The 25,912-nt window shown below is 64.8% G+C and carries 21 protein-coding genes; 16 read left to right on the top strand and 5 right to left on the bottom strand.

The features are described from left to right. The 8 genes from AB5Y95_RS21305 to AB5Y95_RS21270 all read left to right on the top strand — a co-directional run bounded on the left by AB5Y95_RS21305 (position 1) and on the right by AB5Y95_RS21270 (position 9,916). On the top strand, positions 1-921 hold the full coding sequence (locus tag AB5Y95_RS21305; protein ID WP_368162023.1) for an ABC transporter permease: 921 nt from the start codon (positions 1-3) through the stop codon (positions 919-921). After that, positions 918-1,940 (top strand): ABC transporter ATP-binding protein, encoded by a 1,023-nt coding sequence (locus tag AB5Y95_RS21300; protein WP_011706885.1) that lies wholly within the window; start codon positions 918-920, stop codon positions 1,938-1,940. The genes AB5Y95_RS21305 and AB5Y95_RS21300 overlap by 4 nt, the downstream gene beginning before the upstream one ends. Before the next feature lie 11 nt (positions 1,941-1,951). Further along, on the top strand, positions 1,952-2,944 hold the full coding sequence (locus AB5Y95_RS21295; RefSeq protein WP_010633266.1) for an ABC transporter ATP-binding protein: 993 nt from the start codon (positions 1,952-1,954) through the stop codon (positions 2,942-2,944). Between the two features lie 114 nt (positions 2,945-3,058). Beyond that, complete coding sequence (locus tag AB5Y95_RS21290) at positions 3,059-4,774, top strand: glycoside hydrolase family 9 protein (protein ID WP_368162020.1); 1,716 nt, start codon at positions 3,059-3,061, stop codon at positions 4,772-4,774. Positions 4,775-4,878: 104 nt separating this feature from the next. After that, complete coding sequence (locus AB5Y95_RS21285) at positions 4,879-5,751, top strand: BadF/BadG/BcrA/BcrD ATPase family protein (protein ID WP_201877623.1); 873 nt, start codon at positions 4,879-4,881, stop codon at positions 5,749-5,751. Positions 5,752-5,854: 103 nt separating this feature from the next. Beyond that, positions 5,855-7,723 carry a beta-N-acetylhexosaminidase gene (locus tag AB5Y95_RS21280; RefSeq protein ID WP_368162019.1) on the top strand — a complete coding sequence of 623 codons (1,869 nt, stop codon included), beginning with the start codon at positions 5,855-5,857 and terminating at the stop codon, positions 7,721-7,723. A 215-nt stretch (positions 7,724-7,938) separates the two neighbouring features. Continuing rightward, entirely contained in the window at positions 7,939-9,492 is a 1,554-nt protein-coding gene (locus AB5Y95_RS21275; RefSeq protein WP_368162018.1) for a methyl-accepting chemotaxis protein, read from the top strand. A 67-nt stretch (positions 9,493-9,559) separates the two neighbouring features. Then, positions 9,560-9,916, top strand: coding sequence for an MGMT family protein (locus AB5Y95_RS21270; RefSeq protein ID WP_054544345.1), 357 nt, complete (start codon positions 9,560-9,562; stop codon positions 9,914-9,916). Positions 9,917-9,931: 15 nt separating this feature from the next. On the opposite strand, the gene AB5Y95_RS21265 is transcribed toward AB5Y95_RS21270, so the two are convergent. Next, the gene (locus tag AB5Y95_RS21265) at positions 9,932-10,099 is read right to left on the bottom strand and encodes a hypothetical protein (RefSeq protein WP_005303277.1); all 168 of its coding nucleotides are present in this window, start codon (positions 10,097-10,099) and stop codon (positions 9,932-9,934) included. Between the two features lie 114 nt (positions 10,100-10,213). After that, positions 10,214-12,835, bottom strand: a complete 2,622-nt coding sequence (topA, locus tag AB5Y95_RS21260) for a type I DNA topoisomerase (RefSeq protein ID WP_368162017.1) — start codon at positions 12,833-12,835, stop codon at positions 10,214-10,216. 361 nt (positions 12,836-13,196) lie between these two features. Here topA and astB point away from each other — a divergent pair, with 361 nt between their 5' ends. Next, positions 13,197-14,534, top strand: a complete 1,338-nt coding sequence (gene astB, locus AB5Y95_RS21255) for an N-succinylarginine dihydrolase (protein ID WP_368162015.1) — start codon at positions 13,197-13,199, stop codon at positions 14,532-14,534. An 87-nt stretch (positions 14,535-14,621) separates the two neighbouring features. Here astB and sohB read toward each other — a convergent pair whose 3' ends face one another. After that, positions 14,622-15,629, bottom strand: a complete 1,008-nt coding sequence (gene sohB, locus AB5Y95_RS21250) for a protease SohB (RefSeq protein WP_368162013.1) — start codon at positions 15,627-15,629, stop codon at positions 14,622-14,624. 233 nt (positions 15,630-15,862) lie between these two features. Between sohB and AB5Y95_RS21245 the strand changes: the two genes are divergently transcribed. Continuing rightward, positions 15,863-16,618, top strand: a complete 756-nt coding sequence (locus tag AB5Y95_RS21245) for a YciK family oxidoreductase (protein WP_042007186.1) — start codon at positions 15,863-15,865, stop codon at positions 16,616-16,618. Between the two features lie 117 nt (positions 16,619-16,735). Continuing rightward, complete coding sequence (locus AB5Y95_RS21240; protein WP_368162012.1) at positions 16,736-17,620, top strand: LysR family transcriptional regulator; 885 nt, start codon at positions 16,736-16,738, stop codon at positions 17,618-17,620. A 63-nt stretch (positions 17,621-17,683) separates the two neighbouring features. Here AB5Y95_RS21240 and AB5Y95_RS21235 read toward each other — a convergent pair whose 3' ends face one another. After that, the gene (locus AB5Y95_RS21235; protein WP_010633254.1) at positions 17,684-18,856 is read right to left on the bottom strand and encodes an MFS transporter; all 1,173 of its coding nucleotides are present in this window, start codon (positions 18,854-18,856) and stop codon (positions 17,684-17,686) included. 161 nt (positions 18,857-19,017) lie between these two features. On the opposite strand from AB5Y95_RS21235, the gene AB5Y95_RS21230 reads away from it, so the two are divergent. Both AB5Y95_RS21230 and AB5Y95_RS21225 read left to right on the top strand, forming a co-directional pair. Beyond that, entirely contained in the window at positions 19,018-20,157 is a 1,140-nt protein-coding gene (locus AB5Y95_RS21230) for a MalY/PatB family protein (protein WP_005303292.1), read from the top strand. Between the two features lie 221 nt (positions 20,158-20,378). Next, positions 20,379-21,761, top strand: a complete 1,383-nt coding sequence (locus AB5Y95_RS21225) for a TAXI family TRAP transporter solute-binding subunit (protein WP_368162010.1) — start codon at positions 20,379-20,381, stop codon at positions 21,759-21,761. Between the two features lie 70 nt (positions 21,762-21,831). Here AB5Y95_RS21225 and AB5Y95_RS21220 read toward each other — a convergent pair whose 3' ends face one another. Beyond that, on the bottom strand, positions 21,832-22,740 hold the full coding sequence (locus AB5Y95_RS21220) for a LysR family transcriptional regulator (protein ID WP_042049298.1): 909 nt from the start codon (positions 22,738-22,740) through the stop codon (positions 21,832-21,834). A 187-nt stretch (positions 22,741-22,927) separates the two neighbouring features. Here AB5Y95_RS21220 and AB5Y95_RS21215 point away from each other — a divergent pair, with 187 nt between their 5' ends. The 3 genes from AB5Y95_RS21215 (at position 22,928) to AB5Y95_RS21205 (ending at position 25,744) form a co-directional block, all read left to right on the top strand. After that, entirely contained in the window at positions 22,928-24,184 is a 1,257-nt protein-coding gene (locus tag AB5Y95_RS21215) for an adenylosuccinate synthetase (protein ID WP_005303296.1), read from the top strand. A gap of 214 nt (positions 24,185-24,398) precedes the next feature. Next, the gene (locus tag AB5Y95_RS21210) at positions 24,399-24,935 is read left to right on the top strand and encodes a YbhB/YbcL family Raf kinase inhibitor-like protein (RefSeq protein WP_017778449.1); all 537 of its coding nucleotides are present in this window, start codon (positions 24,399-24,401) and stop codon (positions 24,933-24,935) included. Between the two features lie 11 nt (positions 24,936-24,946). Then, positions 24,947-25,744 carry a helix-turn-helix transcriptional regulator gene (locus AB5Y95_RS21205; RefSeq protein WP_026141200.1) on the top strand — a complete coding sequence of 266 codons (798 nt, stop codon included), beginning with the start codon at positions 24,947-24,949 and terminating at the stop codon, positions 25,742-25,744. The last annotated feature ends 168 nt before the right edge of the window (positions 25,745-25,912 follow it).

The raw sequence follows: 25,912 nt of genomic DNA, 5'->3' as shown, positions 1-25,912 counted from the left end.
ATGCGCATGCCGACTATTCTGAAAATCCTGCTGGGCAACAAGAAGGCCGCCTGCGGCCTCTTCATCGTGGTCAGCTTCGTGCTGATGGCCCTGTTCGCCCCCATTCTGGCCAGCAACGAACCGACCAAACGGGTGGCCCGCCCCCATCAGCCCCCCAGCACCGAGTTCGTGATGGGCACCACCCGCATGGGCCACGACATCTGGGCCCAGTTCACCAACGGCGCCCGCATCTCCCTGATGGTGGGCTTCAGCGCGGGCCTGCTGGTGTGCGCCCTCGCCGTCGCCATCGGCATCACCGCCGGCTACTTCGGTGGCCTGGTGGACGAGTGCCTCACCTTCCTGATGAACGTGGTGCTGGTGATCCCCAACCTCCCTCTATTGCTGGTGCTGGCCAGCTTCATCGGGGAGGCGTCACCGGCGGTGATCGCCCTCATCATAGGCTTTACCTCCTGGGCCTATGGTGCGCGGGTCATCCGCGCCCAGACCCTGGCCCTGCGCGAGAAAGAGTTCGTCATCGCCGCCGAGGTGCTGGGGGAGCCGGCCTGGCGCATCATCCTGGTGGAGATATTGCCGAACCTCATCTCCATCATCGGGGTGAGCTTCATCGGCTCCATCATCTACGCCATCGTCACCGAGGCGACCCTGGAGTTCCTGGGCCTTGGCGACCCCACAGTCGTGAGCTGGGGCATCATGCTCTACAACGCCCAGACCTCGAGCGCCATTCTGGTCGGCGCCTGGTGGGAGATCCTGGCCCCCTGCTTCGCCATCGCAACGCTCGGTGCCGGCCTGGCCCTGCTCAACTTTGCCATCGACGAAATCGCCAACCCGCAGCTGCGCTCCCACAAGGGGCTCAATCGCTGGAAGAAACTCGCCGCCCCCGTCACCACGCAGGTACCGGCCGTACAGGAGAAGACAGCATGAGATCGCAACAACCCCTGCTGTCGGTACGCAACCTCTGCGTCGACTACATCACCGAGAACGGCGACGTGCGCGCCGTCAACTCGGTCAGCTTCGACATCGCCCCCGGTGAAGTGTTCGGCCTGGCCGGCGAGTCGGGCTGCGGCAAGTCCACCGTCGCCTTCTCGGTGGCGCGGCTGCACAAGCCGCCCGCCTACATCAGCGGCGGCGAGATCCTGTTCAAGGGGGAGAACATCCTCCACTACGGTGACGAGCGGCTGCGATCCTACCGCTGGCAGCAGGTGTCGGTGGTGTTCCAGTCCGCCATGAATGCGCTCAACCCGGTGCTGCGCATGGAGGAGCAGTTCTGCGACGTGCTGCTGGCCCACAACCCGGGGCTCACCCGCTATGAGGCAATCAAGCGCGCCCAGGAGCTGCTCGCCATCGTCGACATCCACCCGAGCCGGCTCAAGGACTACCCGCACCAGTTCTCCGGCGGCATGCGCCAGCGGCTGGTGATCGCCATCGCCATGGCGCTCAACCCCGAGCTGCTCATCATGGACGAACCGACCACGGCACTCGACGTGGTGGTGCAGCGGGAGATCCTGCAGAAGGTTTATGCGCTCAAAGAGAAGTTCAACTTCTCCATCCTGTTCATCACCCACGACCTCTCCTTGATGGTCGAGTTCTGCGATCGCATCGGCATCATGTATGCCGGTGAACTGGTGGAGGTGGCGCCGGCCAAGGCGATCCTGACCGCGCCGCTGCACCCCTATACCAAGGGGCTCGGCAACTCCTTCCCGCCCCTGCACGGGCCCAAGACGGTGCTGGAAGGGATCCCGGGCACCCCGCTCAACCTGCTGGAGGTGCCGGTGGGCTGCCGCTTTCAGGCCCGCTGCGCCAGGGTGCACGAGCGCTGCCGCCAGCAGTACACCAAGCTCGCCGAGATCCGCCCCGGCCAACAAACCGCCTGCCACCTCTATGAGGCGCAGGATGAGCAACAAGATCCCCTGATCTATCTGGACAAGGCCGCTGGCTGTTAAGGATGTCTGTCATGCAAATCGCCCAAACCGACGCCCCCATCATCGAAGTCCAGCACCTCTACAAGGACTTCCCCGTCAACTCCAACGCCATCAAGAGCGGCAAGATGCGGGCCCTCTCGGACATCACCTTCAACCTGCACCGGGGCCGTGCCCTGGCGGTGGTGGGGGAGTCCGGCTCCGGCAAGAGCACCATCGCCAAGATCATCGCCAAGATGTACAAGCTCTCCGGCGGCCGCATCCTCTATCGCGGCCGCGATCTGGAGGAGTTCAACAAGGGCACCGCCCTGCTCGACTACCGTCAGAGCGTGCAGATGGTGTGGCAAGATCCGTTCGGTTCGCTGAACCCGACCCACACCATCTACCACCACATCGCCCGCCCCCTGCTGCTGCACAGCAAGGTGATCGACAAGCGTGACCTGCCCGACATGGTCTATGGCCTGCTGGAGAAGGTGGGGCTGACCCCTGCCAAGGCCACCGCGGCCAAGTACCCGCACCAGCTCTCCGGCGGCCAGCGCCAGCGGGTCAACATCGCCCGCAACCTGGCGGTGGAGGCCGAAGTGGTGCTGGCGGACGAGCCCACCTCCATGCTCGACGTCTCCATTCGCATCGGCATCCTCAACCTGATGGAGCAGATGAAGGATGAGCTCGGGGTCTCCATGCTCTACATCACCCACGATATCGCCACCGCCCGCTACGTGGCCGAGGATCTGGCGGTGATGTACGTCGGGCACATGGTGGAGTGGGGCGAGGTGGACGAGATCCTGCATCACCCCCAGCACCCCTACACCCAGCTGCTCATCTCGGCGGTGCCCGACCCCGAGAAGAGCATCCACGCCGAACTGGAAGGCGGCCGCAAGGGGGAGATCCCGCTCTGGACACCGGAATCCTGCGGTTGCCCCTTCGCCGGGCGCTGCAATCAGGCGATGCCGCGCTGCAAGGAGACCCTGCCCCCCGTCAGCAAGCTTGCCGACAACCACTTCGTGCGCTGCTACCTCTACGAGTGAGGGTGAGCCTTGAACCGGCCGGACAGCAGTGTCCGGCCATGCCTCGATACGGGGCGGCCACAGCCCCGTGATGTGCCTCACCGTATGTCGGTGAACCACAGGAGTAATACCTCGATGGAACTCTTGATCAATCAGGTGGGTTACCCGTGCGACGGGGAAAAGATCGCCCTGCTGCAAGCCACCCCCGCCCATGATCTCGGCGGCTATGTCAGGCTGCAACGCCAGGGTGATGGCCAGATCCTGTTTGAAACTCCGCTGCAACCGGCCGGCAGCGTCCCCGGCTGGCAGGGCCGTGCTTACTGGCGCGCCGACTTCTCGGCATTCCAAGAGCCAGGCCACTATCGGCTGGAGGCGATCACCGCCCAAGGCATTGTCCGCTCTACCCGCTTTGCCATCGGCCCCGATCTGCTGGCCAGCCGCTGCCTCTCCGACGTCATCCACTATTTCAAGGGACAGCGCGCCAGCGGCGCCTTCGATCGGGCCGACCGCAGCGCCCGTCTGTTTGGCACCGACCGGCGCCGGGACGTGCACGGCGGCTGGTTCGATGCCAGCGGCGACATGAGCAAATACCTGAGCCACCTCTCCTACGCCAACTACCTCAACCCCCAGCAGACCCCCATGGTGGTCTGGGCCCTGCTCAAATGCCGCGAGCTCTTGGCCCCGCGCCGCGACATCGACGGGGTGAACCTCTGCAAGCGGCTCAACGACGAGGCGCTGCACGGCGCGGATTTTCTCTGCCGGATGCAGGATGAGTCGGGCTTCTTCTACATGACCCTGTTCGACAAGTGGAGCAAGGATCCCGAGCAGCGCGAGCTGTGCGCCTACGCCACCCAGCAGGGGCTCAAGTCCGCCCACTGGCAGGCAGGTTTTCGACAAGGGGGCGGCATGGCCATCGCGGCGCTCGCCCGCGCCGCCCGCGAGAGCGTCAGCGGCGACTTTGATGCCAGCCGTTACGCCGAGGCGGCCCGCCATGGCTACCTGCACCTGCGTGAGCACAACCTTGCCTATCTGGATGACGGGGTCGAGAACATCATCGACGACTACTGCGCCCTGCTGGCGGCGGTCGAGCTGACCCGCACCCTGGGCCCCGAGTGGCTGACAGAGGCCAGAGTGCGGGCCGGCAAGCTCTGTGCCCGCCAGCGCCCTCACCCTGAGCTCGGCCACTACTGGTCAGCCAACGACGATGGCGCGCGCCCCTACTACCACGCCGCCGAGGCGGGCCTGCCGGTGCTGGCCCTGCTGGAGTATCTCGCCATCGAGCCGGATCCGGCGCGCCAGGGGGCAGCCCAGCGCGTCATCGAGCAGGCGCTGGCCGCCGAGCTGGCGCTTTGCGCCAGGCCCGGCAACCCGTTTGCCCTCGCCCGCCAGTATGTGAAAGGGGTTGGCGAAGCGCCCCGCGTCAGCTTCTTTATGCCCCATCACAACGAGTCGGGCTACTGGTGGCAGGGGGAGAACGCACGGCTGGCGTCGCTGGCGGCCATGGCGTTTGCCGCCGCGGCCCAGCTGCCGCACCAGAGCCACTTGCTGCGCACCTTCGGCCAACACCAGCTCGACTGGATCCTGGGGCAAAACCCCTTCAACGCCTGCATGCTGGCGGGTCATGGCAGCAACAATCCCGCCTACACCGCCGGCTATCCCAATGCGCTCGGGGGGATCTGCAACGGCATCACCGCCGGCTTCGATGACCAGGCGGAGATCGCATTCATTCCAGAGGCGTACAAGGATCGGCTGGATCAGAACTGGCGCTGGGGGGAGCAGTGGATCCCGCACGCCGCCTGGTTTGCCCTGGCCATCACTTGGCAAAGCGCGCAGAGAGGTCACCATGATTGAGAACGGCCCGAACATCACTGGCACCGGGGAGAGCCGTGGATCCTCCATACAGCCAGCCAGGTTCGCCCTGGCCATCACCTGGCAGAGCGCGCAGGGAGGCCGTCATGATTGAGTACTGGGTCGGGGTGGATGGCGGCGGCACCCACACCCGCGCCCGCATTCGGGATCGGGCCGGCAAGCTGCTCGGCGAGGGACGCGCCGCCGGCTCCAACTTGGAGCTCGGCATCGAGATCGCCCATGGCAACGTGCTGGCCGCCATCGAGCAGGCCCGTCTCGAGGCCGGACTGACGGAGGATGCCCAGCAACGGATGGGGGTCGGGCTGGCGCTCGCCTCCGCCGAGCTGGCCGACTGCTATCACGCCATGCTGACCATGCCCTTCCCCTTTGCGAGCGTGCGGCTCACCTCCGACGCCTTCGGTGCCTGTCTGGGCGCCTTTGGCGGCGAGGAGGGGGCCATTCTGATCGCCGGCACCGGCTCGGCCGGGCTCATCTATCGCCACGGCCAGCTGCACACCTGCTCCGGCCGCGGCTTTCCCATCTCGGATCTGGGCAGTGGCGCCTGGCTGGGGCTGCGCGCCATCCAGCAATCCCTGCTCTGCCACGACGGCATCCTGCCCCCCAGCACCCTGGCCATCCGCTTGCTCGATCACTTCAAGCGGGATCAGGCCGAGGTGGTGCGCTGGGCCGCCCGCGCCATCCCCGCCGACTACGGCCGCTTCGCCCCCTGGGTGTTCGATGCCGCCAGCGACGGCGACGAGCTCGCCTGCCAGTTGCTGGAGGAGACCTGCCAGCAGCTGGCCACCCTGCTGGAGGGGATGCGCCAGCTGGGCGCCGACCGGATTGCCCTGCTCGGCGGCATCGGCATGCGCCTAGCCCCCCGTCTGGCGCACCTGCCGCTGGTCAGCCCCGCTGCCGACGCGCTGGAAGGGGCCATCCTGTTTGCCAAGACGGAGGCGCTGCCATGCCTGCACTCCTGAACCGGGCGTACCGGGCCAGCACCGGCACGCCCTCCCCTCAACCATCGCCAGCTGCCTTCACCAGGGCGGCCGGCCCCCTGCTCGTGCAACCGAAGGAGTTTTCATGTCCGCACCCCTGATCCACACCCAGGTCGACCGACGCGATGGTGACGACGTCTGGTTTCGTTTCAGCCTGAGCCAGCTGCCAGATGCCCCCTGGAAGCTCCACTTCTGCCTGGCACGTCACATCGACCCCGGCTCGGTAGAGGGCGGGGAGCTGGAGCGCCAGAGCGGCAGCTACAAGGTCTTGCTCCCGCAAACGGGGGCCAGCGAGCTGCGCTTCTGCTGTCGTAGCACCCCCATCAAGCGCCTCTCCGACATGCCGCGCGGCTTCTTCCTGAGCCTGCCCCGGGCCAGCAGCGGCCCCCAGCTGATGCCGGTGGAGCTGACCGGCGAGGAGCTGGGCCTGCCACAATCCGCCACTGCGGCGCCAGATCTGCCCGAGGTGGAGCCCCTCGCCGGCATAGTGCCACAGCCAGATCGCTTGTTGCTGCTGGAGGGCAACTTCCGGCTGGCGGAGCGCGCCCACGTCAGCGGCCCGAGCCCCCTGCTCGGCCCGCTGCTGGCCCACTTCAACGAGCTGACCGGGCTCGCGCTGGCGCAGGATCACGACGCCGAGATCCGGCTGGTTGAAAGCGGCCTGGGCCCGGAGGCCTACCGGCTCACCATCACCCCGGAGGAGATAGTGATTGCCGCCGGCGGCGAGGCAGGTTGGCGCCATGGCCTCGTCAGCCTGGCCCAGTGGTATCTGCAGCACGGCGAGAGCCTGCCCTGCATCGAGCTCAGCGACGCGCCGCGCTTTGGCTTTCGCGGCATCTTTCTCGACTGTGCCCGCCACTTTCACTCCCTCGCCACCCTCAAGCGCCTGCTCAAGCTGATGAGCCTCTACAAGTTCAATCGCTTCCACTGGCACCTGACCGATGACGAGGGGTGGCGCCTCGAGATCAAGGCCTTCCCCCAGCTGACCGAACTGGCCGCCTGGCGCGGCCACGGCCTGGCCGTCGGGCCCCAGCTGAGCGGCGGCCCCGAGCCCTATGGCGGCTACTACACCCAGAGCGAGGTGCGCGAACTGGTGGCCTATGCTGCCGGACTTGGCATCACCATCATTCCGGAAATTGACATCCCGGGTCACTGCCACGCCGCCATCAAGGCGCTGCCCGAGCTGCTGGTGGAGGAGGCCGACCGCTCCCGCTACCTGTCGGTGCAATATTTTGACGACAACGTGCTCAACCCGGCCCTGCCCGGCACCTATCAATTCCTGGAAGCCGTGATGGACGAGGTGTGCGAGCTGTTCCCGGGGCCACTGGTGCACATGGGGGGAGACGAGGTGCCCAGCGGGGTCTGGACCGACAGCCCCGCCTGCCAGCAACTGATGAAGCAGCAGGGCTATCAGGATTGCCGCGAGCTGCAGGGCCACCTGCTGCGCCACTGCCAGCACTACCTGGCCGGCAAGGGCAAGCGGATGCTGGGCTGGGAGGAGATTTTGCACGGCGACAAGGTGAGCCGGGACGCCACCATCTTCGCCTGGACCAGCTTCCAGGCCGGGCTCGAGGCGGCCACTGCGGGTTATCCGGTGGTGATGGCACCGGCCCAGCACCTCTATCTGGACCTTGCCTGGAGTCAGGACATCCATGAACCCGGCCTCTACTGGGCGGGCACCCTCAATCTGGCGCAGGTCTACGCGTGCGACCCGGCCCCAGCCGATTTCCATGCCAACGATAACATCCTGGGGGTGCTGAGCCCCTTATGGTCGGAACTGATCACCTCTCGCGATCGTCTCGACTATATGTTGTTCCCGCGCATGCTGGCGACCGCCGAGGTGGCCTGGAGTGCCTCCGCCCGCAAGGGGTGGGAGCACTTCGCCGCCCGTCTGCCGGGCCAGCTGCAGATCCTCGACCAGCTCCAGGTGCGTTACCGGGTACCGCAGAGGTAGTGTTATCTTTTTTCCTTGGCGGCCTGATGGCCGCCTTTTTTTACGATTAACCAACAAAACATCAACTTGCCCCTACCATTCATCCGCCATTGTTGGCAAAATTCAGCCCCCTATGAAGCCGGTCTGCCGCCTGCTGGCGCGAGCCTGCGGCCATCTCCAGATCTGCCACAATAACAACGACAAAGTTATCAACAAGAACATCGGAGCGTATTCCTATGGCCCGCAGAGACGTCCATACCCTGGACAGCGAAGTGGAGTTTCCTGCCGACGAACAACTGGTCTCCACCACGGATCTGCGCGGGGTGATCACCTACGCCAACCCCGCCTTCTGCCGCATCGCCGGCTACTCGGTCGACGAGCTGGTCGGCCACAACCACAACCTGGTGCGCCACCCAGACATGCCCAAGGCGGCCTTCGCCGATCTCTGGGCCCGCCTCAAGGAGGGCAAGCCCTGGCGTGGCATGGTGAAGAACCGCTGCAAGGATGGCCGCTACTACTGGGTCGACGCCTATGTGACCCCCATCTACGAGGGCAACCGGATCAGCGGCTACCAGTCGGTGCGCTGCAAGCCGGATCCCCAGCTCAAGCGCATCGCCGGCCAGGCCTACCAGGCCCTGCTCAAGGCCGAGCGCGGTACCGGCAGCCGCCTCCCCTCTCTTGCCCGGGTGCGCGCACCGGCCATCGCCCTGCTGCTGCTCGGCCTGGTGGGCTGGGCCGCCAGCAGCCAGGGTCCGACGACAGCCCTGCTGATGCTGCTGCCCCTGCTGCTCATCGGCGGCGCCTACTGGCACGAGCTCTTCGCCCTGCCGCTCTATCTGCAGCAGCTGGGCCGCGAATATGACAGCCTGACCCGGCTGGTCTACTCAGGTGACGGCCCCGGCGCCATCGCCGATTTTCACATCAAGATGCTGCAGGCCCGCATCCGCACCGTGCTGGGCCGGGTCAACGATGCGACCAACCCGCTGCAGGCCCTGGCCAGCAACCTGAAACAGGCCTCCCATCAGGCCTGCCTCGACATCAACGAGCAGGATGCCCAGACCCAGCAGATGGCCGCCGCCATGACCCAGATGGCCAGCACGGCCCACGAGATTGCCCGCAACATCCAGGACTCCAACGGTCAGGTGAGCGAGGCCCGCAGCCGCTGCCAACACACGGACAAGCAGTTGGCCCAGACCGAGCAGCGCATCGAGCAGCTCGCCAGACAGGCGGAGCTCGCCTTCAACTCGGCGGTGGAGCTCGCCAGCGAGTCGGAGCGGATCGGCAGCGTGATGGGAGAGATCCAGGGCATCGCCGACCAGACCAACCTGCTGGCGCTGAACGCCGCCATCGAGGCGGCCCGAGCTGGTGAACAGGGGCGCGGCTTTGCGGTGGTGGCCGACGAGGTGCGCACCCTGTCGACCCGCACCCACAAGGCGACCGAGCAGATCCAGGGCAGCATCCAGCAGATCCAGCACACCCTGGGCCGCTGGAAGGGGATGATGCAGGAGAACCTGCAGCAGACCCGCGAGTGCGCCGAGATGACCCGTCAGGGCTCCAGCAGCCTGCATACCGTGCTGCAGGAGATCGAGCTGGTGACCGAGTTCTCCACCCAGATCGCCGCCGCCGCCGAGCAGCAGCAGACGGTGGTGGAGGATATCAGCCGCAGCATCCACCAGATCTCCGAGTACTCCCACGCCAACAGCCAGAAGATGCAGGAGGTCGACGACTCCAGTCAGGAGCTGCTGGAGCGGGCCAGGCAGCTCAAGGGGCTCAGCCAGACCTTCGGCTGACACATTTGCCAGTCACCCGACAGAAGCGCCACAATGGCGCTTCTGTTGTTTTTGACGAGTCAACTTCATGAGAACGGAATCGACCCCCACCCCGCTGAACAAGGTTGCCCGCATCGAGGCAATCCTCGCCCTGATCCCGGCCGGCCGCGTGGTGAGCTATGGCCAGGTGGCGGATCTGGCGGGGCTGCCCGGCCGGGCCAGGCTGGTGGGCAAGGTGCTGAGGGAGACCGACAAGGTGTTGCCATGGCACAGGGTGCTGGGCGCAGCGGGCACCATATCGCTGCCCAAGGGGTCGACAGGCTTTGACAAACAGGCGGGATTGCTGCAGGAAGAGGGGGTGCCCGTGATTGGCGGGCGGGTCAGGATGAAGGAGTGGCAGTGGCAGCCCGACCTCGCCGAGCTGCTGTTTCTTCTACCCTTCTGACGATGGCGACCCACCTCACCGGGTGATGGGGGCCAGGATCTCGTCACTGCGCACCTGCACCGGGATGGTTTCGTACTCCCGTTGCAGCAGCACCAGCAGACTCTGCTTGTCCACTTCCAGCACATAGGCGGTTCCTTCCCGGGTCAGACAGGTCATTCCCGGCCGGATCTCGTTAATCTCCATCACAACCTCCGTGTCCAGCGCTGCCATCCTTGCAGCGGTTTCAGTATACCGCCATCTGAAAACAAAAAGGCCCCTGCGAGGGGCCTCTTTCATCAGAGTGTGAACTGCGCGCAATCACGCCTTCTTCGACTTGGCCAGGCTCTCCTGCCACTTGCCGTTGTCGTAGTGCGCCGTCCAGCCGGTCGCCTTGCCGTTGACCTCGGTCATCACGTACTGCTCCTTGGTCTTGCGACTGAAGCGCACGATGGAGGCGTTACCGTCAGGATCTGACGCCGGGGCATCAGCCAGGTACTGGTGCTTGGGCGACAGGCGCTCCTTGAAGCGCTTGAGCTCTTCCACCAGCGGCGCACGAGTCTCGCGGGATTTGGGGAAGTTGCTGGCAGCCAGGAACAGACCGGCGGCCCCGTCACGCAGCACGAAGTGGGCGTCGGACTGGGTGCATTTCAGCTCCGGCAGCGGTACCGGATCTTCCTTCGGCGGCGCGATATCACCGTTTTTCAAGATCTTGCGGGTGTTCTTGCAGGTGTCGTTGGTGCAACCCATGTACTTGCCGAAGCGGCCGTTCTTGAGCTGCATCTCGGATCCACAGCGGTCACACTCGATGCTCGGCCCTTCGTAGCCCTTGAGCTTGAACTGGCCTTTTTCAATTTCGTAGCCGTCGCAATCCGGGTTGCGGCCGCAGACGTGCAGCTTGCGGCTGTCGTCGATGATGTAGGCATCCATGGCGGTGCCGCACACGCCGCAGCGGTGCTTGGCACGCAGGGCCTCGGTTTCCGCCTCGTCACCGTCGGTGGCGGAGACGAACTCGTCGGCGGAGACCAGGTTGATGGTCTTCTTGCAGCGCTCTTTGGGTGGCAATGCGTAGCCGGAACAGCCGAGGAAGACCCCGGTGGTGGCGGTGCGAATGCCCATCTTGCGGCCGCAATCCGGGCAGTCGATGTCGGTCAGCACCATCTGGTTGGCACGCATGCCCCCCTCTTCCACCGGCAGATCCGCTTTTTCCAGCTCCTGGGTGAACTCGGCGTAGAAGGCGTCCAGCACCTTCTTCCACTCCAGGCTCCCCTCGGCGATGCCATCGAGCTTGTCTTCCATCTTGGCGGTGAACTCGTAGTTCATCAGCTCGACGAAGTTCTCCACCAGCCGGTCGGTGACGATCTCCCCCATCTTCTCGGCGAAGAAACGGCGGCTCTCGACCCGCACATAACCACGGTCGACGATGGTGGAGATGATGGAGGCGTAGGTGGACGGGCGGCCGATGCCGCGCTTCTCCAGCTCGCGCACCAGCGCCGCTTCGGTGAAGCGCGCGGGCGGCTTGGTGAAGTGCTGGCGCGGATCCAGCTTGACCAGTTTCAGCACCTCGCCGACGGTCACCGCCGGCAGCTGGCTGTCTTCGCCCTTGCGGCCCATGGGCGGCAGCGCCTTGGTCCAACCGGCGAAGCGCAGGGTGCGACCGCGCGCCTTGAGCTCGAACTCGCCCGCCTTGACGGTCAGGGTGGAGGAGTCGTACTGGGCCGGGGTCATCTGACAGGCGACAAACTGACGCCAGATGAGGTCATAGAGCCGCATGGCGTCCGGCTCCATCCCTTCCAGCATCTCGGCCGTCACCAGCACGCTGGAGGGGCGGATCGCCTCGTGGGCCTCCTGGGCATTGGCCTTGGCGCCGTACAGGTTCGGATCGCTCGGCAGGTAAGCGGCGCCATACTGCTCGCCGATGTATTCCCGCACCGCCTCGACCGCCTCTTTGCTGAGGTTGGTGGAGTCGGTACGCATATAGGTGATGTAACCCGCTTCATAGAGGCGCTGGGCCATCATCATGGTCTTCTTGACCCCGAAGCTCAGCCGGGTGGAGGCCGCCTGCTGCAGGGTGGAGGTGATGAAGGGGGCAGACGGTTTGGAGCCGGTCGGCTTGTCTTCGCGGTTCACCACCTTGTAGTCGACCCCTTCCAGGGCGGCCACGACGGCGAAGGTCTCGGCCTGGGTCACCGGCTTGAAGTCGGCGCCATTGCGGCTGACCACTTCCATCCGCAGATCGGCGTTATCACCGGTCAGCAGGTCGGCGTTGAGATCCCAGAACTCCACCGGCACGAACGCCTTGATTTCACGCTCTTTGTCGACGATGAGGCGCACCGCGACAGACTGTACCCGGCCGGCGGAGAGGCCGCGGGCCAGCTTCTTCCAGAGCAGCGGGGAGACCATGTAACCCACCACCCGGTCGAGGAAACGACGGGCCTGCTGGGCATTGACGCGGTGAATGTTCAGCTCGGACGGCTGGGCGAACGCCTCCTGGATGGCGGTCTTGGTGATCTCGTTGAACACCACGCGCTTGTAGCGGCTGTCGTCGCCGCCGATGATCTCGCGCAAGTGCCAGGCGATCGCTTCCCCCTCTCTATCCAAGTCGGTTGCGAGATAGATGGTGTCGGCCTTCTCGGCCAGACTCTGCAACTCGCTGACCACTTTTTCCTTGCCGGGCAAAATCTGGTAGTTGGCCTGCCAGCCTGCGGTCGGATTGATCCCCATCCGTGAGAACAGGGCATTGCGCTCCTTGGCAGCCTTTTCTGATTCGCTCAGCTTGATGCCGCGAATGACAGGTTTTTTGGGCTCGTTGCTGGCGCTGCCGCTGGTCGGCAGATCGCGCACGTGACCAACGCTGGATTTCACCACGTAGTCCTTGCCCAAATATTTGTTGATGGTCTTGGCCTTGGCCGGAGACTCCACTATGACCAGTGATTTGCCCATGCTGTAACTATTATCCTCATTGCACCCGACGGGGTTGGTGTGCGGTTTTGTGGGGCTGTATAAGAGATTTGACGGGAAAAAGCAATCTTGTGAGCAAATTTGCCCAGCAGCCCGAACCACCTTGCTTCTTTATTTATTAATGCGAAGCCGAGCCGCGGGAAGCAACCGCTTTTTTATTTTTATGCTATATCCACCCTCTTTTTATATTGGAAACGACATAACCAACCGCTCTTGTAACATAACAAACCAGTTTCGTTATCAGCTTGTTACAAAAGACAAAATCTCCTTATAATGGCTGCATCCCGCAGCATTGTGCGCGGAAGGAACCGCTACCCATATAAAAATCGAAAGGATGTACTCAATGAAGCACTTCGAGGTCAACTTCGACGGCCTGGTCGGCCCGACCCACAACTATGCCGGCTTGTCCTATGGCAACGTCGCCTCCCAGAACAATGCCAAGGAAGCGTCCAATCCGAAGGAGGCCGCCAAGCAGGGTCTGCGCAAGATGAAGGCCTTGACCGACCTCGGCATGGTGCAGGGGGTACTGGCCCCGCAGGAGCGGCCGGATCTCGCCACCCTGCGCCGCCTCGGCTTCACCGGCAACGATGCCAGCGTGCTGGCCCAGGCCGCCAAACAGGCTCCCGCCGTGCTGGCCGCCTGCTATTCGGCCTCCAGCATGTGGACCGCCAACGCTGCCACCGTCTCCCCGAGTGCCGATACCCAGGATGGCCGCATCCACTTCACCCCCGCCAACCTGACCAACAAGTTTCACCGCTCCCTCGAACCCGAGGTAACCGGCCGCATCCTGCGCGCCGTGTTCAACAACGACCGCCACTTCTATCACCATCAGCACCTGCCGGAGAACGACCACTTCGGCGACGAGGGGGCCGCCAACCACACCCGGCTGTGCCGCGCCTATGGCGAGTCCGGGGTCGAGCTGTTCGTCTATGGCCGCAGCGCCTTCGACGTCTCCCAACCCGCCCCCAAACGCTACCCGGCCCGCCAGACTCTGGAAGCGAGCCAGGCCATCGCTCGCCTGCACGGCCTGGGGGACGAGAGCGCCGTCTTCATCCAGCAGAACCCGGACGTGATCGATCAGGGGGTCTTCCACAACGACGTGATCGCGGTGGGCAACCAGAACGTGCTGTTCTTCCACCAGCAGGCGTTCCTCAACACCGCCTCGGCGCTGGCCGAGGTGCGCACCAAGTTCGGTGACAGCGAGCTGCACTTTATCGAGGTGCCCACTGCCGAGGTGTCGGTGCAGGATGCGGTGAAGTCCTATCTGTTCAACACCCAGATCCTCACCCTGCCTTCCGGCGAGATGGCGATCATCGCCCCCACCGAATGTCGCGACAACCCGGCGGTATCGGCCTATCTGGCCAAGCTGGTGACCCTGGGGACCCCGATCAAGGGGGTGCACTACATGGACGTGAAACAGAGCATGCGCAACGGCGGCGGCCCCGCCTGCCTGCGGCTGCGGGTGGCGATGAACGACACCGAGCTGGCCGCCGTCAACCCGGCCTGTCTCATCACCGACAGCCAGTTTGCCCGCCTCGATGGCTGGGTCGATCGCCACTACCGCGACAGCCTGGCACTGGACGACCTGCGGGATCCGGCGCTGGTCATGGAGTCCCGCACCGCGCTGGACGAGCTGACCCAGATCCTCAAACTCGGCTCCGTCTACCCGTTCCAGCGCTGAGACGCGCCATCGGCCTGCAGCGCCGACGCCATCAAAAAAGCCGGGCAAGTGCCCGGCTTTTTTTATTTGATTTTACGTTGCCCTGACTCAGCGCCAGGGGCTCTGCTGCCACAGGCGACCAAGACTGGACTCCAGCGCCACGGCGGCCTGCTGACCGAGCTTCTGGGTCAGACTCTTTGGCTTGCTGTAGCGAATGCCGACCACCTTGTGCTGGCTGGCCTGGGCCAGCAGATAGTCATCGCTGGTGCAGAGGCTGTCCACCAACCCGAGCTGCTTGGCCTGGCTCGCCAGCCAGTGCTCGCCTGTGGTGACCTTGTCGATGTCGAGGTTGGGTCTGTGCTCGGCCACGAATGCCTTGAAGCGCTCGTGGATGGCGCCCAGCTCCTCGCGAAACTTCTCGCGCCCCAGGTCGTCGTTCTCGCCGAACATGGTGATGGTGCGCTTGTACTGGCCGGCGGTGTGCATCTCGAACTCGATGTCGTGCTTTTTCAGCAGCTTGTTGAAGTTCGGCAGCTGGGCGATCACCCCGATGGAGCCGACGATGGCGAACGGTGCCGCCAGGATCTGATCGGCCACGCAGGCCATCATGTAGCCGCCGCTTGCCGCCACCTTGTCGATGGCCACGGTCAGCTTGATGTCACGATCCCGCAGCCGCTGCAGCTGGGAGGCCGCCAGACCGTAACCGTGCACCACGCCGCCGCCGGATTCGAGCCGCAGCAGCACTTCGTCCCCCGGCTGGGCTACGCCTATCACGGCGCTCACCTCTTCGCGCAGGGAGGCTACCTCCTTGGCATCCATGCTGCCGTGAAAATCGATGACGAACAGCCGGCTGCGGGCATCTTCGCTCTTGGCCCGGGCCTTGTGCTCGGCCTTGCGCGCCTTCTCCAGCTGCTTGCGCTCCGCCTTGCCGGCCAATGCAGCCTGCAACTGGTGACGCCCCTGCTCCAGCTCGCTGGAGAGATCGGTCACCACCAGCTCCCCCTTGCGGGATTTGGGCTGACGGCTGCTTACCACCATCAGGATGACGGCGCCGATGGCGAGCAGTAGGGTAATGGTCTTGGCCAGGAACAGGCCGTATTCGGTCAAAAATGCCACTTGATGCTCCACTGGTGTGCCCCCGGGGGGACGATTTTTTCACATTCTAGGGAGTTTGCCCGGTGCGCGCAAAAACTCTGCGTCAACCCGTCAGAAATGCCAATCGACAATCACAACCCCTCTGATTTATTCACATTTTTGCCATCTCATACTGGTCAAACGCCGTGCGGGATCAGTACACTTGCCCCTCTATTGCCGGGCGCATCAGCCACGAATTGTTAACAGGAGTTGTCATGTTCGATTATCAGGCCCCCCAGGATCTGCTCAAGGACAAGGTCATTCTGGTCACGGGTGCCGGTGACGGCATCGGCCGCGAAGCGGCGCTCACCTATGCGGCCCACGGCGCCACCGTGATCCTGCTCGGACGCACCAGCGCCAAGCTGGAGGCGGTCTACGACCAGATCGAGGCGGCCGGCCACCCGCTGCCCGCCATCGTGCCGGTGGATCTGAAGGGGGCGACCGCCGCCCACTATCGCGGCATGGCCGAGACCTTCGCCCAGCAGTTCGGCCGCCTCGACGGCGTGCTGTTCAACGCCGGCCTGCTCGGCACCCTGTCACCGTTCGAACACATCCAGGAGCAGGAGTGGGACGAAGTGATGCAGGTCAACGTCAAATCCGAATTCCTGCTGACCCAGGCGCTGCTGCCGCTCATTCGCCAGACTGCCAAGGAGCAGGGCGATGCCTCCATCGTCTACACCTCCTCCAGCGTGGGTCGCAAGGGCCGCGCCTACTGGGGCACCTATGCCATCTCCAAGTTCGCCATCGAAGGCATGATGGAAGTGCTGGCGGACGAACTGGAAAACACCGCGGTGCGGGTCAACACCCTCAACCCGGGTGGCACCCGCACCAAGATGCGGGCCAGTGCCTTCCCGGCCGAAGATCCGCAGACCCTCAAGACTCCGGCCGACCTGATGCCGCTCTATCTCTATCTGATGGGAGTGGACAGCAAGGGCAAAACCGGCCAGACCTTTGTGGCCCAGCCCAAATAAATCAACAAAATAACCCCAACCCTGCGCGGCATGGGGTTAAATTCAATAGGGTGCCGTCGGCACCCTGTTGCGAATATGGCAAGGCCCGTTCCATCCAGTCCCTTATCAGGTTGAGATATGTTTCGTCCCAAGAGCACGTTTGAGCAATGGCGGATCTTTCAGGCCGTGGTGGATTGTGGCGGCTACGCCCAGGCCGCCGAGGCGCTGAACAAGAGCCAGTCCTCCCTCAATCATGCGGTAGCCAAGCTGCAGCAGAGTCTGGGGGTGGCCCTGCTGGAGGTGAGAGGGCGCAAGGCGGTGCTGACGCCAGCGGGGGAGATCTTCCTCAAGCGTGCCCGTCAGCTCAGCCAGCAGGTGGAAGAACTGGAGAACCTGGCCAACAACCTGGAGCGGCAGTGGGAGCCGCAGATCAACCTCTATGTATCGGTGATGCAGCCGCGCGAGCGGCTCTATCGGGCGCTGGCCCACTTCTACCCCCGCAGCCGGGGCTGCCGGGTCAATCTGCACGAGCGAATCCACTGCCACTTCAACGCCCTGCAGGTGGGGGATCTGATGCTCTCCGAGCACCTGCCTCACGATCGCACCGGCCTGCCGCTGGACGAGGTGTGTCTGCAGCCGCTCTGCGCGGCCGATCACCCGCTCGCCACTCAGGGCGGCGCCATCGCTGCCGAGGCGCTGGCCGGCCACAACCAGATCAGCCTGCATCCTCCCATTCACCGCTCGGTGGACTGGAACGATGCGGACGACACCGGCTGGAAGGCGACCCACTATCACGAGGTGATCGCCATGCTCAGGCTCGGCCTCGGCTACGCCTGGCTGCCCCGCCACTTGGTGCAGGAAGAGCTGGCGAGCGGCGAGCTGGTGGCGCTGGAGCTGGCAGGTGGCAACGAGCGCCACCTCTATACCTATCTGCTGACGCCGTCGGCCGACGCCCTGGGCCCGGCCACCGAGCTGCTGCTGCGCTGCCTGCGCAACGAATATCAGGACGACAGCGACCGCTAGTCTCCGGTCCCGCCACTCACCTATTCATTCACCCATCGAGGTAGGCCAGCTCCAGCTCCTACCTCAGACATTTGGCACCCGCCAACAGGCGGCCAGTGCCAACAGCGCCAGTCCCATGGCCACCATGAAGACCCCGTGAAAGCTCCAGATCTCCGCCACAGTCCCCGCTATCGCCCCCGCCATGATGGAGCCGGTGCGGATGCTGTTGGCGAACAGGGTGGTCGCCACCCCGGCGCGACCCGGCATCAGATCCTGGAAGTAGGACATGCCGATGCCGGCGACGATGCCGATGAAGATGGCGTTGAGCAGTTGCAGCGCAATGAGGGCATGCTGGCTTGACAGGGTCACCAGCCCCACGTAGAAGCCCACCCCGGCCAGCACCGCCAGCAGCATCATGGGGCGCTTGCCAAAACGCTGGGTGTAGTGGCCCGCCAGCAACATGAAGGGGATCTCGAGGGCCGCCGCCGTGCCCATCAGCACCCCGGCCAGCTTCTCCTCCAGCCCCAGCTCGCGGGTGATGTAGAGCGGCATGTTGATGAGGTACATGCTGTTGCAGGTCCACATCAGGGTGGAGGCGATAAAGAGCGCCCGCACCGACGGATCCCGCCAGCTACTGACCCGCTCCACCTCGCTGTCCATCACCGGCAGCGGCAACGAGGGCAGCCAGCGCCACACCACGAAGGCGCAGAGCAGATAGGCCAGCGCGGAGGCGAGGTACATCACCTCGAAGCCGTAGCCGATGGCCAGCGCGAAGGCGATGGGTGGTCCTATCACCCAGGCCAGCGAGAACTGGGCCCGCAGCACCGAGCTGAACATGTCGGCCCGCTTGTTGCGGCTGTCGGCATATTCCCGCGCCAGCGCGAACAGCTGGGGGCTGGCGGTAGCGGCCAGGCTTGCCAGCAGCACCCCCAGGCTCACCAGCAGCCAGTATTGACGGTTCCAGGCAAACAGCAGGGAGAGCACCACGCCGGCGAAGCAGCAGCGCAGGATCAGTCGCTTGCGATCCCCCTTGTTGTCGGAGCGATGGCCAAGCCATTGGCTGATGAGGATGCCGATCACCGCGTTGACGGTATAGAAGAGCCCCACTAGGAAGGGGCGCACCTGCACCTCCTCGGCCAGGAACAGGCTCAGGGTGGGCACCTGCAGCGCCACCGCCACCCCGGTCATGAAGGTCACGGCCAGAAAAGAGAGAGAGACGGGATCCGTCCTGTTGCGGGCAGCAGTCAACAAGCGCATAGAATTACCACTGATTGGAGGGAAGAAAACTGGCCAAAATTCGGCAAGTGCATGAAATGGCGCCGCTTATTTTATGTCATTATCAAGAGCCACCTCAAGGCTTGCGACCCCGTCCCCGACCCCGTACAGTGAAAGCCCACTGGCCAGCATAAGGATTTCACATGTTTGATTTTGACCGGGAAATAGATCGCAGCGGCACCATGAGCCTGAAATGGGACAAGTACAAGGGACAGGACGTGCTGCCCATGTGGGTCGCCGACACCGACTTCGTCTCCCCCCCTGCCGTCGTCGAGGCCCTCACGGCACGGGTCGCCCACGGCATCTTCGGCTACTCCCGCCCCTCTCCCCGGCTGATCGAACTCATCATCACGCGGCTGGCCAGCCGCTATAGCTGGACCATCCAGCCCGAGTGGCTCGTCTTCCTGCCCGGGGTGGTACCCGGTCTCAACCTGGCCTGCAAGGCCTGGAGCCAGCACGGCCGTGGCATCATCACCCCCAAGCCGGTCTACTACCCCTTCCTGCAGGCGCCGGGCTTCAACGACCGGCCGCTGCTCACCGTGCCCATGGTGGAAGAGGCCGGCCGCTGGGTGCTGGATATCGAGGAGCTGGAACGCCAGGCGCCGGCGGCGGATCTGCTGCTGCTGTGCAACCCGCAAAACCCGGGCGGCACCGTCTTCACCCGCGAGGAGCTGCTGGCCATCGACGCCATCGCCGAGCGCCACAACCTGGTGATCTGCTCCGATGAAATTCACTGCGACCTGTTGCTGGACAAGGACGCCCGCCACATCCCCTACGGCGCCATCAGCCCGGCGGCGGCCGAGCGTTCGGCGGTGATGATGGCCCCGAGCAAGACCTTCAACATCGCCGGGCTCTGCTGCGCCTTCGCAGTGGTGCCCAATGCCCGTCTGCGCCTCAAGCTGCAGCAGGCGATGCGCGGCATCAGTGCCGACGTCAACCTGCTGGGCTTCGTGGCCGCCGAGGCGGCCTATGAAGGGGGCGAACAGTGGCTCAGCGAACAGCTCGACTACCTGGCCGCCAACCTGGCGCTGATCGAGCAGGCGGTCGCCCGCTGGCCCGGCATCAAGCTGGCGCGCCATCAGGCCACCTACCTCGCCTGGATCGACGTGAGCGCGTTGGGGCTGGACGATCCCATCGCCTTCTTCGAGCAGGCCGGGGTGGGACTCTCCCCCGGTGCCCAGTTTGGCGATGGCCAGTTCGTGCGGCTCAACTTCGGCTGCACCCGGGCCCGCCTCGTCGAGGCACTGGCCCGCATGGAGAAGGCCATCCTGGCTCGCCGCTGAGCCCCTGCGGGGCGGCGCCGGCCGACCCCGCAATATAATCTGTCCGACCCGATCCGTATCCGCACGCAATAGGGTATATTTTGGCGACGCCCCACCCCGGCCATCCCGGGGCGCCAGGGGCCACCCAACACGGCACCGGCCGCCCTCTTGCGGGCAACGGCCCGATGCCAACCGGGATGGGGCTGACCCATCCTTTTTATCAGCCAATGATCCGGTTCACTATGTTCCAACGCGTCTTGCACCTTCTGCCCATCCGGCTTCGCCGAGCCCTGCCCTGGCTGGCAGCGACCCTGGCCCTGCCCCTGCAGGCCGCCACCTATCTCACCATCGGTACGGGGCCGCTGAACGGCGTCTACTACCCGACCGGCGGCGCCATCTGCCGGCTGCTCAATGAAGAGAGCGGCAGCCACGGCCTGCACTGCTCGGTGCAGAGTACCTCGGGTTCCCTCGCCAACCTGAAAGCGCTGGCGCAGGGCAACATCCAGCTGGCGCTGGTGCAGTCGGACGTGCTGCATCACGCCGCTCACGGCACGGGCCCCTTTCAGGGTCAACCCCCCGCCGATCAGCTGCGCAGCCTATACCGCCTCCATCAGGAGTCGCTGACCCTGCTTGCCAGCGCCACCAGCAACATCAACACCCTGGCCGACATCGAAGGCAAGCGGGTCGATCTTGGCAACCCGGGCTCCGGGGAACGGGTCACCAGCCAGGCGCTGCTCGACGCCATGGGCTGGCAGGCCAAGAGCTTTGCCCCCCTCATCCCCGCCGCGGCCAACAACCGGCTGGAGGGGCTCTGTGACGGTACCCTGGACGCCGCCTTCGTGGTGGCGGGCCACCCCAACCAGGCCATCGGCGATCTCACCGGCCGCTGCAAGGCGCGCCTCATCCCCATCGAGGGGGAACAGATAGACAGGCTGCTCAAGCAGCACCCCTACTATCAGCGCGGCCGCATCGGCGCCAACCTCTATCCGGGCCAGACCAGCGGGATCAACACCTTCGCCGTCACCGCCGAGCTGGTGGCACTGGCCAGCCTGCCGGATAGCGAGGTGCGCACCGTGCGCGACGTGCTGAGCGGCCGGCTCAAGCAGTTCACCCGCCTCCACCCGGCACTGACCCAGCTCACCCTGGAGGGGATGCTGGGTGAGGCGGAAGTGCCGCGCCACGCCGGCATGGCGGATGCCCCGCCCACCCTGCTGCCCGAGAACCTGAGCCCGGCTCCGGCCACCTCGGAGGCCCAGGCGACTTCAGCGGCGCAGCCCACCGAAGTGGCGCACCCCGCCGGTGAGGACGCGAAGCAAGCTGCCGGCGCGACGGGCGCCCCCTCCCCGGAAGGCACGCCCGCCACCTCCTCCGGGCAGACGCCTGGTGCCCTGCTGCCGACCCCCTCGGCAGCCACAACCACCGAGCCGGGTGCGAGTAGCGTGCTCGAAGGGGCCGCCGTGGAGCAGGGCGGCAAGCTGACCGGCACGGCTGCGCCAAGCCCCTCTGCCGTGGTGAGCGGGGCACAACCTGCCTCACCGGCCCCCGCCGAACCGGCATCGACAGCACCGGCACCGGCCGCACCAAGCGGCGCCTCACCGACCGCAGAGGGCACGCCTGCCCAGTAAGACCGCCAAACAACCACAACGACAGAGGCCACCCAAGGGTGGCCTCTTTTTGTTTCGATATTGGGTAGGCTCAAGCCCCGGCGTCCGGCAACGGCGCCGGGCGCTGGATCTCCTGCTCCACCCAGTGCAGCAGCTGCTTGATGGCGCGCGACAGCACCTGGTTCTGGCGCACCACATACCCTAAGCTGGTGCCGGGGAAATCGGTGAGCCGGGTCACCGGGGCGGTCAGCTTGAGCCGCGGGTGAATGGAAAAGTCCGGCACTATGGCCACCCCGAAGCCCGCCTCGGCCCAGTCAAGCTGGGCGTCCACGCTGCCCACTTCCATGATGCGACAGCTGGGCAGACCGAGCAGCGGCAAAGAGGGGTCGATAAGCGCCCGGGTACGGGTGTCGTGCCCCAGCAGGATCAGGGTCGGCTCGTCGAGGGGATCGCTCTCCCCCGCCTGCGCCCGCGCCTGCCAGCGGGCGAGACCGTGGCCCAGCGCGCACCAGGTCACCTGCTGCAACTCGGTGTAGAACAGCGGCTCGCTGCGCTTTTGCGCCATCACGAAACCCAGATCCGCCTTGCCCGCCTTGACTAGCTCCGCCGCCTGATCCGAAGTGGTATTGAACAGGGTGAGGTCGATGCCGGGGAACTCCTGCTTGAAGCGCTGGAACGGCTGAATGAGCAGCAGGCGCGAGATGATGTCGCTGGCGGCGATGGCCAGCGTCCCCTGACTCAGCTGGTTGAGGGCGTTGAGATCGGACTGGCAGAGCTGCAGCTCGGCGATGGCGCGCTCGGCGCTTTGCAGCAGCCGCTCGCCAGCCTGGGTCAGCCGAAACGGGCTGCGCTCGATGAGTTTGACCCGGGTGGCCTGCTCCAGATTCTTGAGGTGCAGGCTCACATTGGGCTGGGTCATGTGCAGTTCGGTGGCGGTCTGGCCGAAGTGCTGCAGCCGGGCCAGGGTGACGAAGGTGTGCAGCCAGTGAATATCCAGCATGGGGATCCTCTTGTGCCGCCACGGCCGCACGGGCCCCTGACGGGGATGCCGGCACGGCAGCGGGGCTGTTTGCCGATAAATTCACCGCAATTATATGACTCTCTTATCGGAATTATAAAGATAATTAATTTTTCTAATCCTCCTGAGCCTCCTAGGATGATCGCCTAACGTCTTAGGAGAAAGAGTCATGTCGTCTATCGTAGTCGTAGGTGCCAACTGGGGTGATGAAGGCAAAGGCCGCATCGTGGATTATCTGGCAGGCCAAGCAGGCGCCAGCATTCGCTTCCAGGGCGGCAACAACGCCGGCCATACCGTCGTCAACGACCTTGGCACCTTCAAGCTGCACCAGGTTCCGAGCGGTGTGTTCAACCCGGATTGCCTGGTCGTGCTCGGCCCTGGCATGGTGATCAGCCCCGAGAAACTGACCGTCGAGCTGGACGAAGTGAAAGCCTCCGGCGTCACTCCCAAGCTGGCCATCTCTGATCGCGCCACCCTCTGCCTGCCGCTGCACGCCATGGAAGATACCCTGGAAGAGCAGCGCCTGGGCGACGGCGCCTACGGTTCCACCCGTCAGGGCATCGCTCCCGCCTATGGCGATCGCGTCATGAAGAAAGCGATCCTGGTGGGCTGGCTGAAACAGCCGGAAGTGCTGGTCGAGCGCATTCAATTCTTCCTCGACTGGAAACTGCCGCAGCTCAAGGCCCTCTATCCGACCTTCGAATTCAACCAGACCGCCCAGGAGATGGCCGACTGGCTGCTGGAAGTGTCCGCACCCTGGATCGACTCCGTCTGCAACGTCAGCATGCCGCTCAAAGCGCTGCAGGCCGAAGGCAAGACCCTGCTGTTCGAAGCCCAGCTGGGTGCCGGTCGTGACCTGATCTACGGCGAATACCCCTGGGTGACCTCCTCCCACGTTTCCGGCGCCTATGCCGGCATCGGTGGCGGCCTGCCGGGTCTGCGTCCGGAGCGCGTCATCGCCGTCGCCAAGGCGTTCAGCACCTCCGTCGGTACCGGCACCCTGCTGACCGCCATGGAGAACCAGGACGAGTTCCGCAAGATCGCCAACGAGTTCGGCGCCACCACCGGTCGTCCCCGTGACGTCGGCTACTTCGACGCCGTTGCCACCAAGAACGGTGTCGAGCTGCAGGCTGCCAACGAAGTGGCGCTGACCAAGCTGGACTGCCTGACCGGTCTGCCGGATCTGAAGATCTGCGTCGCCTACGAAGGTGCCCACACCGAGAACCCGATCTGGCCGCAAACTGCCGGTCTGAAGCCGGTTTACGAAGTGATGGAAAGCTGGAGCGAAGACATCACCGGCTGCCGCACCTTCGCCGAGCTGCCCAAGGCGGCTCAGCAGTACGTACTGCGCATCGAAGAGCTGCTGGGCGTACCGGTGCCGATGGTCTCCGTCGGCCCGGGCCGTGACGAGATGATCCTGCGCTAAGCCGCGCGATCAGCTGTCAGCACAGTAAAAAACCGGCATCCATGATGCCGGTTTTTTTATGCCAGGACGTGCCACCACTCTTTCGCAGCGCTCACCAGAAATCAACACAACGACTCATATCATGGCAGTAAGCAGGTCACTTTGAGCGGTTGGGTTACTCGCCTTCTCCCCCTCTTCGCTAGACTGATCCCATCATCCACCGAGGAGCCTCACCATGAAAATTGCCAAGCGTACCACCCTGCTCTCCCTGCTGTGCGTGGCGGCCCTGCCCGCCAGTGCCATGACCCTGAAGAGCAGCGACATCCACGAAGGCCAGCTGATGGACAAGGCCTTCAGCTTCAACGGCTTTGGCTGCAGCGGCGACAACCGCTCGCCCCAGCTGAGCTGGCAAGACCTGCCCGCCGGCACCAAGAGCGTCGCCATCACCGCCTATGATCCAGATGCCCCCACCGGCAGCGGCTGGTGGCACTGGCTGGTGGTGAACCTGCCGGCCAGTCAGAGCGAGCTGCCGAGCAACGCCTCGGGCAAGCTCAAGCAGGGGCTGGAGCTGAAAACAGACTTCGGCAGCCAGGGTTACGGCGGCCCCTGCCCGCCCGCCGGCCACGGCATGCACCGCTACCAGTTCACCGCCTGGGCCCTGCCCCAGACCCTGGAGGTGAAGGCAGACACTCCGCCCGCCATGGTAGGCTACATGCTCAACAGCATGGCCCTTGGCAAGGCCACCCTGACCGCCACCTTCGTCACCCCCTAGGAATCCGCCGGATGAGCACGCCGCTGCTGCAATTGCACCACTATCTCGGGATCCGCCAGCAGCCGCTGCACCGGGTGCTCATCTACGCCCCCACCATCATCTGGGTGGAACAGGGTCACAAGCAGTTGTGGTGGCAGGAGAAGCGCCTGGCGTTCGATCAGGCGAGCTGGCTGCTGATCCCGGCCGGCCACCAGCTCACCTTCGTCAACCAGCCGGAGCAGGGCAAGTTTCGCTCCCGCGCGCTGACCCTGCTGACCCCGCCCCCCGTCGAATGGCTCAGCGCCGCCCAGACCGGCCCGCTCAGGGAGCCGCGCCTGGCGGTCAGCCCGGCGCTGGCCTTCTGTTTCGAGCTGGTCTGCTCCATGGCGGATCGGCGGCTCAATGAGGCCACCCAGGCCCAGCTGCTGCAGGGCTTCTATGCCGAGCTGCAGGCCGCCGGCGGGCTCGACCTGCTGTTTCCCGCCCACACCATGACCCTCGGCGAGCGGCTGGCCCGCTACCTCGGGGTGGAGCCGGGCGCCGACCACACCCTGGAGGGGGTGGCACCGCACTTCGCCATGAGCCGCGCCTCCATGGCGCGCAAGCTGGCCGCCGAGGGGCGCAGCTTTCGCCAGCTGCTGACCCAGGTGCGCATGAGCCACGCCCTCACCCTGTTGCAGCAGGGGCTGGCACCGCTGGAGACGGCCCTCGCCTGTGGCTACGACTCCCCCAGCCGCTTCTCCGCCCGCTTCAAGCAGGAGTTCGGCCTGACCCCCTATCAATACCTGCGCACCTGCCCCTCCTCTCTCTCGCTGGCTGCCGCCAGATAAGTAAATAGTTACTAAAACATCAAGCTATGTAACCTCGTGTAACCGGGTGATCCGGCTCACACCAGCCCCTCCGGCACTGTGACGCAGCGCCAATAATCCCCTCAAAATCGCCCTATAATGGCTCTCACAAACGCTTTCACTAAAACAAGCACTAAAAAACACCTTCCT

It is taken from the genome of Aeromonas sp. R5-3, from assembly GCF_040908225.1.
In the GTDB taxonomy this organism is placed as follows: domain Bacteria; phylum Pseudomonadota; class Gammaproteobacteria; order Enterobacterales; family Aeromonadaceae; genus Aeromonas; species Aeromonas dhakensis.
The sequence above is the reverse complement of the archived record's forward strand: the minus strand, read 5'-3'. Positions and strand labels throughout refer to the sequence as shown.

Bases quoted from the DNA above. Each gene is read 5' to 3' on its own strand.
- AB5Y95_RS21240 (WP_368162012.1), top strand. From the start codon at position 16,736: ATGTTTCGTCCCAAGAGCACGTTTGAGCAATGGCGGATCTTTCAGGCC.
- AB5Y95_RS21275 (WP_368162018.1), top strand. From the start codon at position 7,939: ATGGCCCGCAGAGACGTCCATACCCTGGACAGCGAAGTGGAGTTTCCT.
- AB5Y95_RS21280 (WP_368162019.1), top strand. From the start codon at position 5,855: ATGTCCGCACCCCTGATCCACACCCAGGTCGACCGACGCGATGGTGAC.
- astB (WP_368162015.1), top strand. From the start codon at position 13,197: ATGAAGCACTTCGAGGTCAACTTCGACGGCCTGGTCGGCCCGACCCAC.
- AB5Y95_RS21285 (WP_201877623.1), top strand. From the start codon at position 4,879: ATGATTGAGTACTGGGTCGGGGTGGATGGCGGCGGCACCCACACCCGC.
- AB5Y95_RS21300 (WP_011706885.1), top strand. From the start codon at position 918: ATGAGATCGCAACAACCCCTGCTGTCGGTACGCAACCTCTGCGTCGAC.
- AB5Y95_RS21245 (WP_042007186.1), top strand. From the start codon at position 15,863: ATGTTCGATTATCAGGCCCCCCAGGATCTGCTCAAGGACAAGGTCATT.
- AB5Y95_RS21265 (WP_005303277.1), bottom strand. From the start codon at position 10,099: ATGGAGATTAACGAGATCCGGCCGGGAATGACCTGTCTGACCCGGGAA.
- AB5Y95_RS21220 (WP_042049298.1), bottom strand. From the start codon at position 22,740: ATGCTGGATATTCACTGGCTGCACACCTTCGTCACCCTGGCCCGGCTG.
- AB5Y95_RS21230 (WP_005303292.1), top strand. From the start codon at position 19,018: ATGTTTGATTTTGACCGGGAAATAGATCGCAGCGGCACCATGAGCCTG.
- AB5Y95_RS21270 (WP_054544345.1), top strand. From the start codon at position 9,560: ATGAGAACGGAATCGACCCCCACCCCGCTGAACAAGGTTGCCCGCATC.
- topA (WP_368162017.1), bottom strand. From the start codon at position 12,835: ATGGGCAAATCACTGGTCATAGTGGAGTCTCCGGCCAAGGCCAAGACC.
- AB5Y95_RS21205 (WP_026141200.1), top strand. From the start codon at position 24,947: ATGAGCACGCCGCTGCTGCAATTGCACCACTATCTCGGGATCCGCCAG.
- AB5Y95_RS21210 (WP_017778449.1), top strand. From the start codon at position 24,399: ATGAAAATTGCCAAGCGTACCACCCTGCTCTCCCTGCTGTGCGTGGCG.
- AB5Y95_RS21235 (WP_010633254.1), bottom strand. From the start codon at position 18,856: ATGCGCTTGTTGACTGCTGCCCGCAACAGGACGGATCCCGTCTCTCTC.
- AB5Y95_RS21225 (WP_368162010.1), top strand. From the start codon at position 20,379: ATGTTCCAACGCGTCTTGCACCTTCTGCCCATCCGGCTTCGCCGAGCC.
- AB5Y95_RS21305 (WP_368162023.1), top strand. From the start codon at position 1: ATGCGCATGCCGACTATTCTGAAAATCCTGCTGGGCAACAAGAAGGCC.
- AB5Y95_RS21290 (WP_368162020.1), top strand. From the start codon at position 3,059: ATGGAACTCTTGATCAATCAGGTGGGTTACCCGTGCGACGGGGAAAAG.
- AB5Y95_RS21215 (WP_005303296.1), top strand. From the start codon at position 22,928: ATGTCGTCTATCGTAGTCGTAGGTGCCAACTGGGGTGATGAAGGCAAA.
- AB5Y95_RS21295 (WP_010633266.1), top strand. From the start codon at position 1,952: ATGCAAATCGCCCAAACCGACGCCCCCATCATCGAAGTCCAGCACCTC.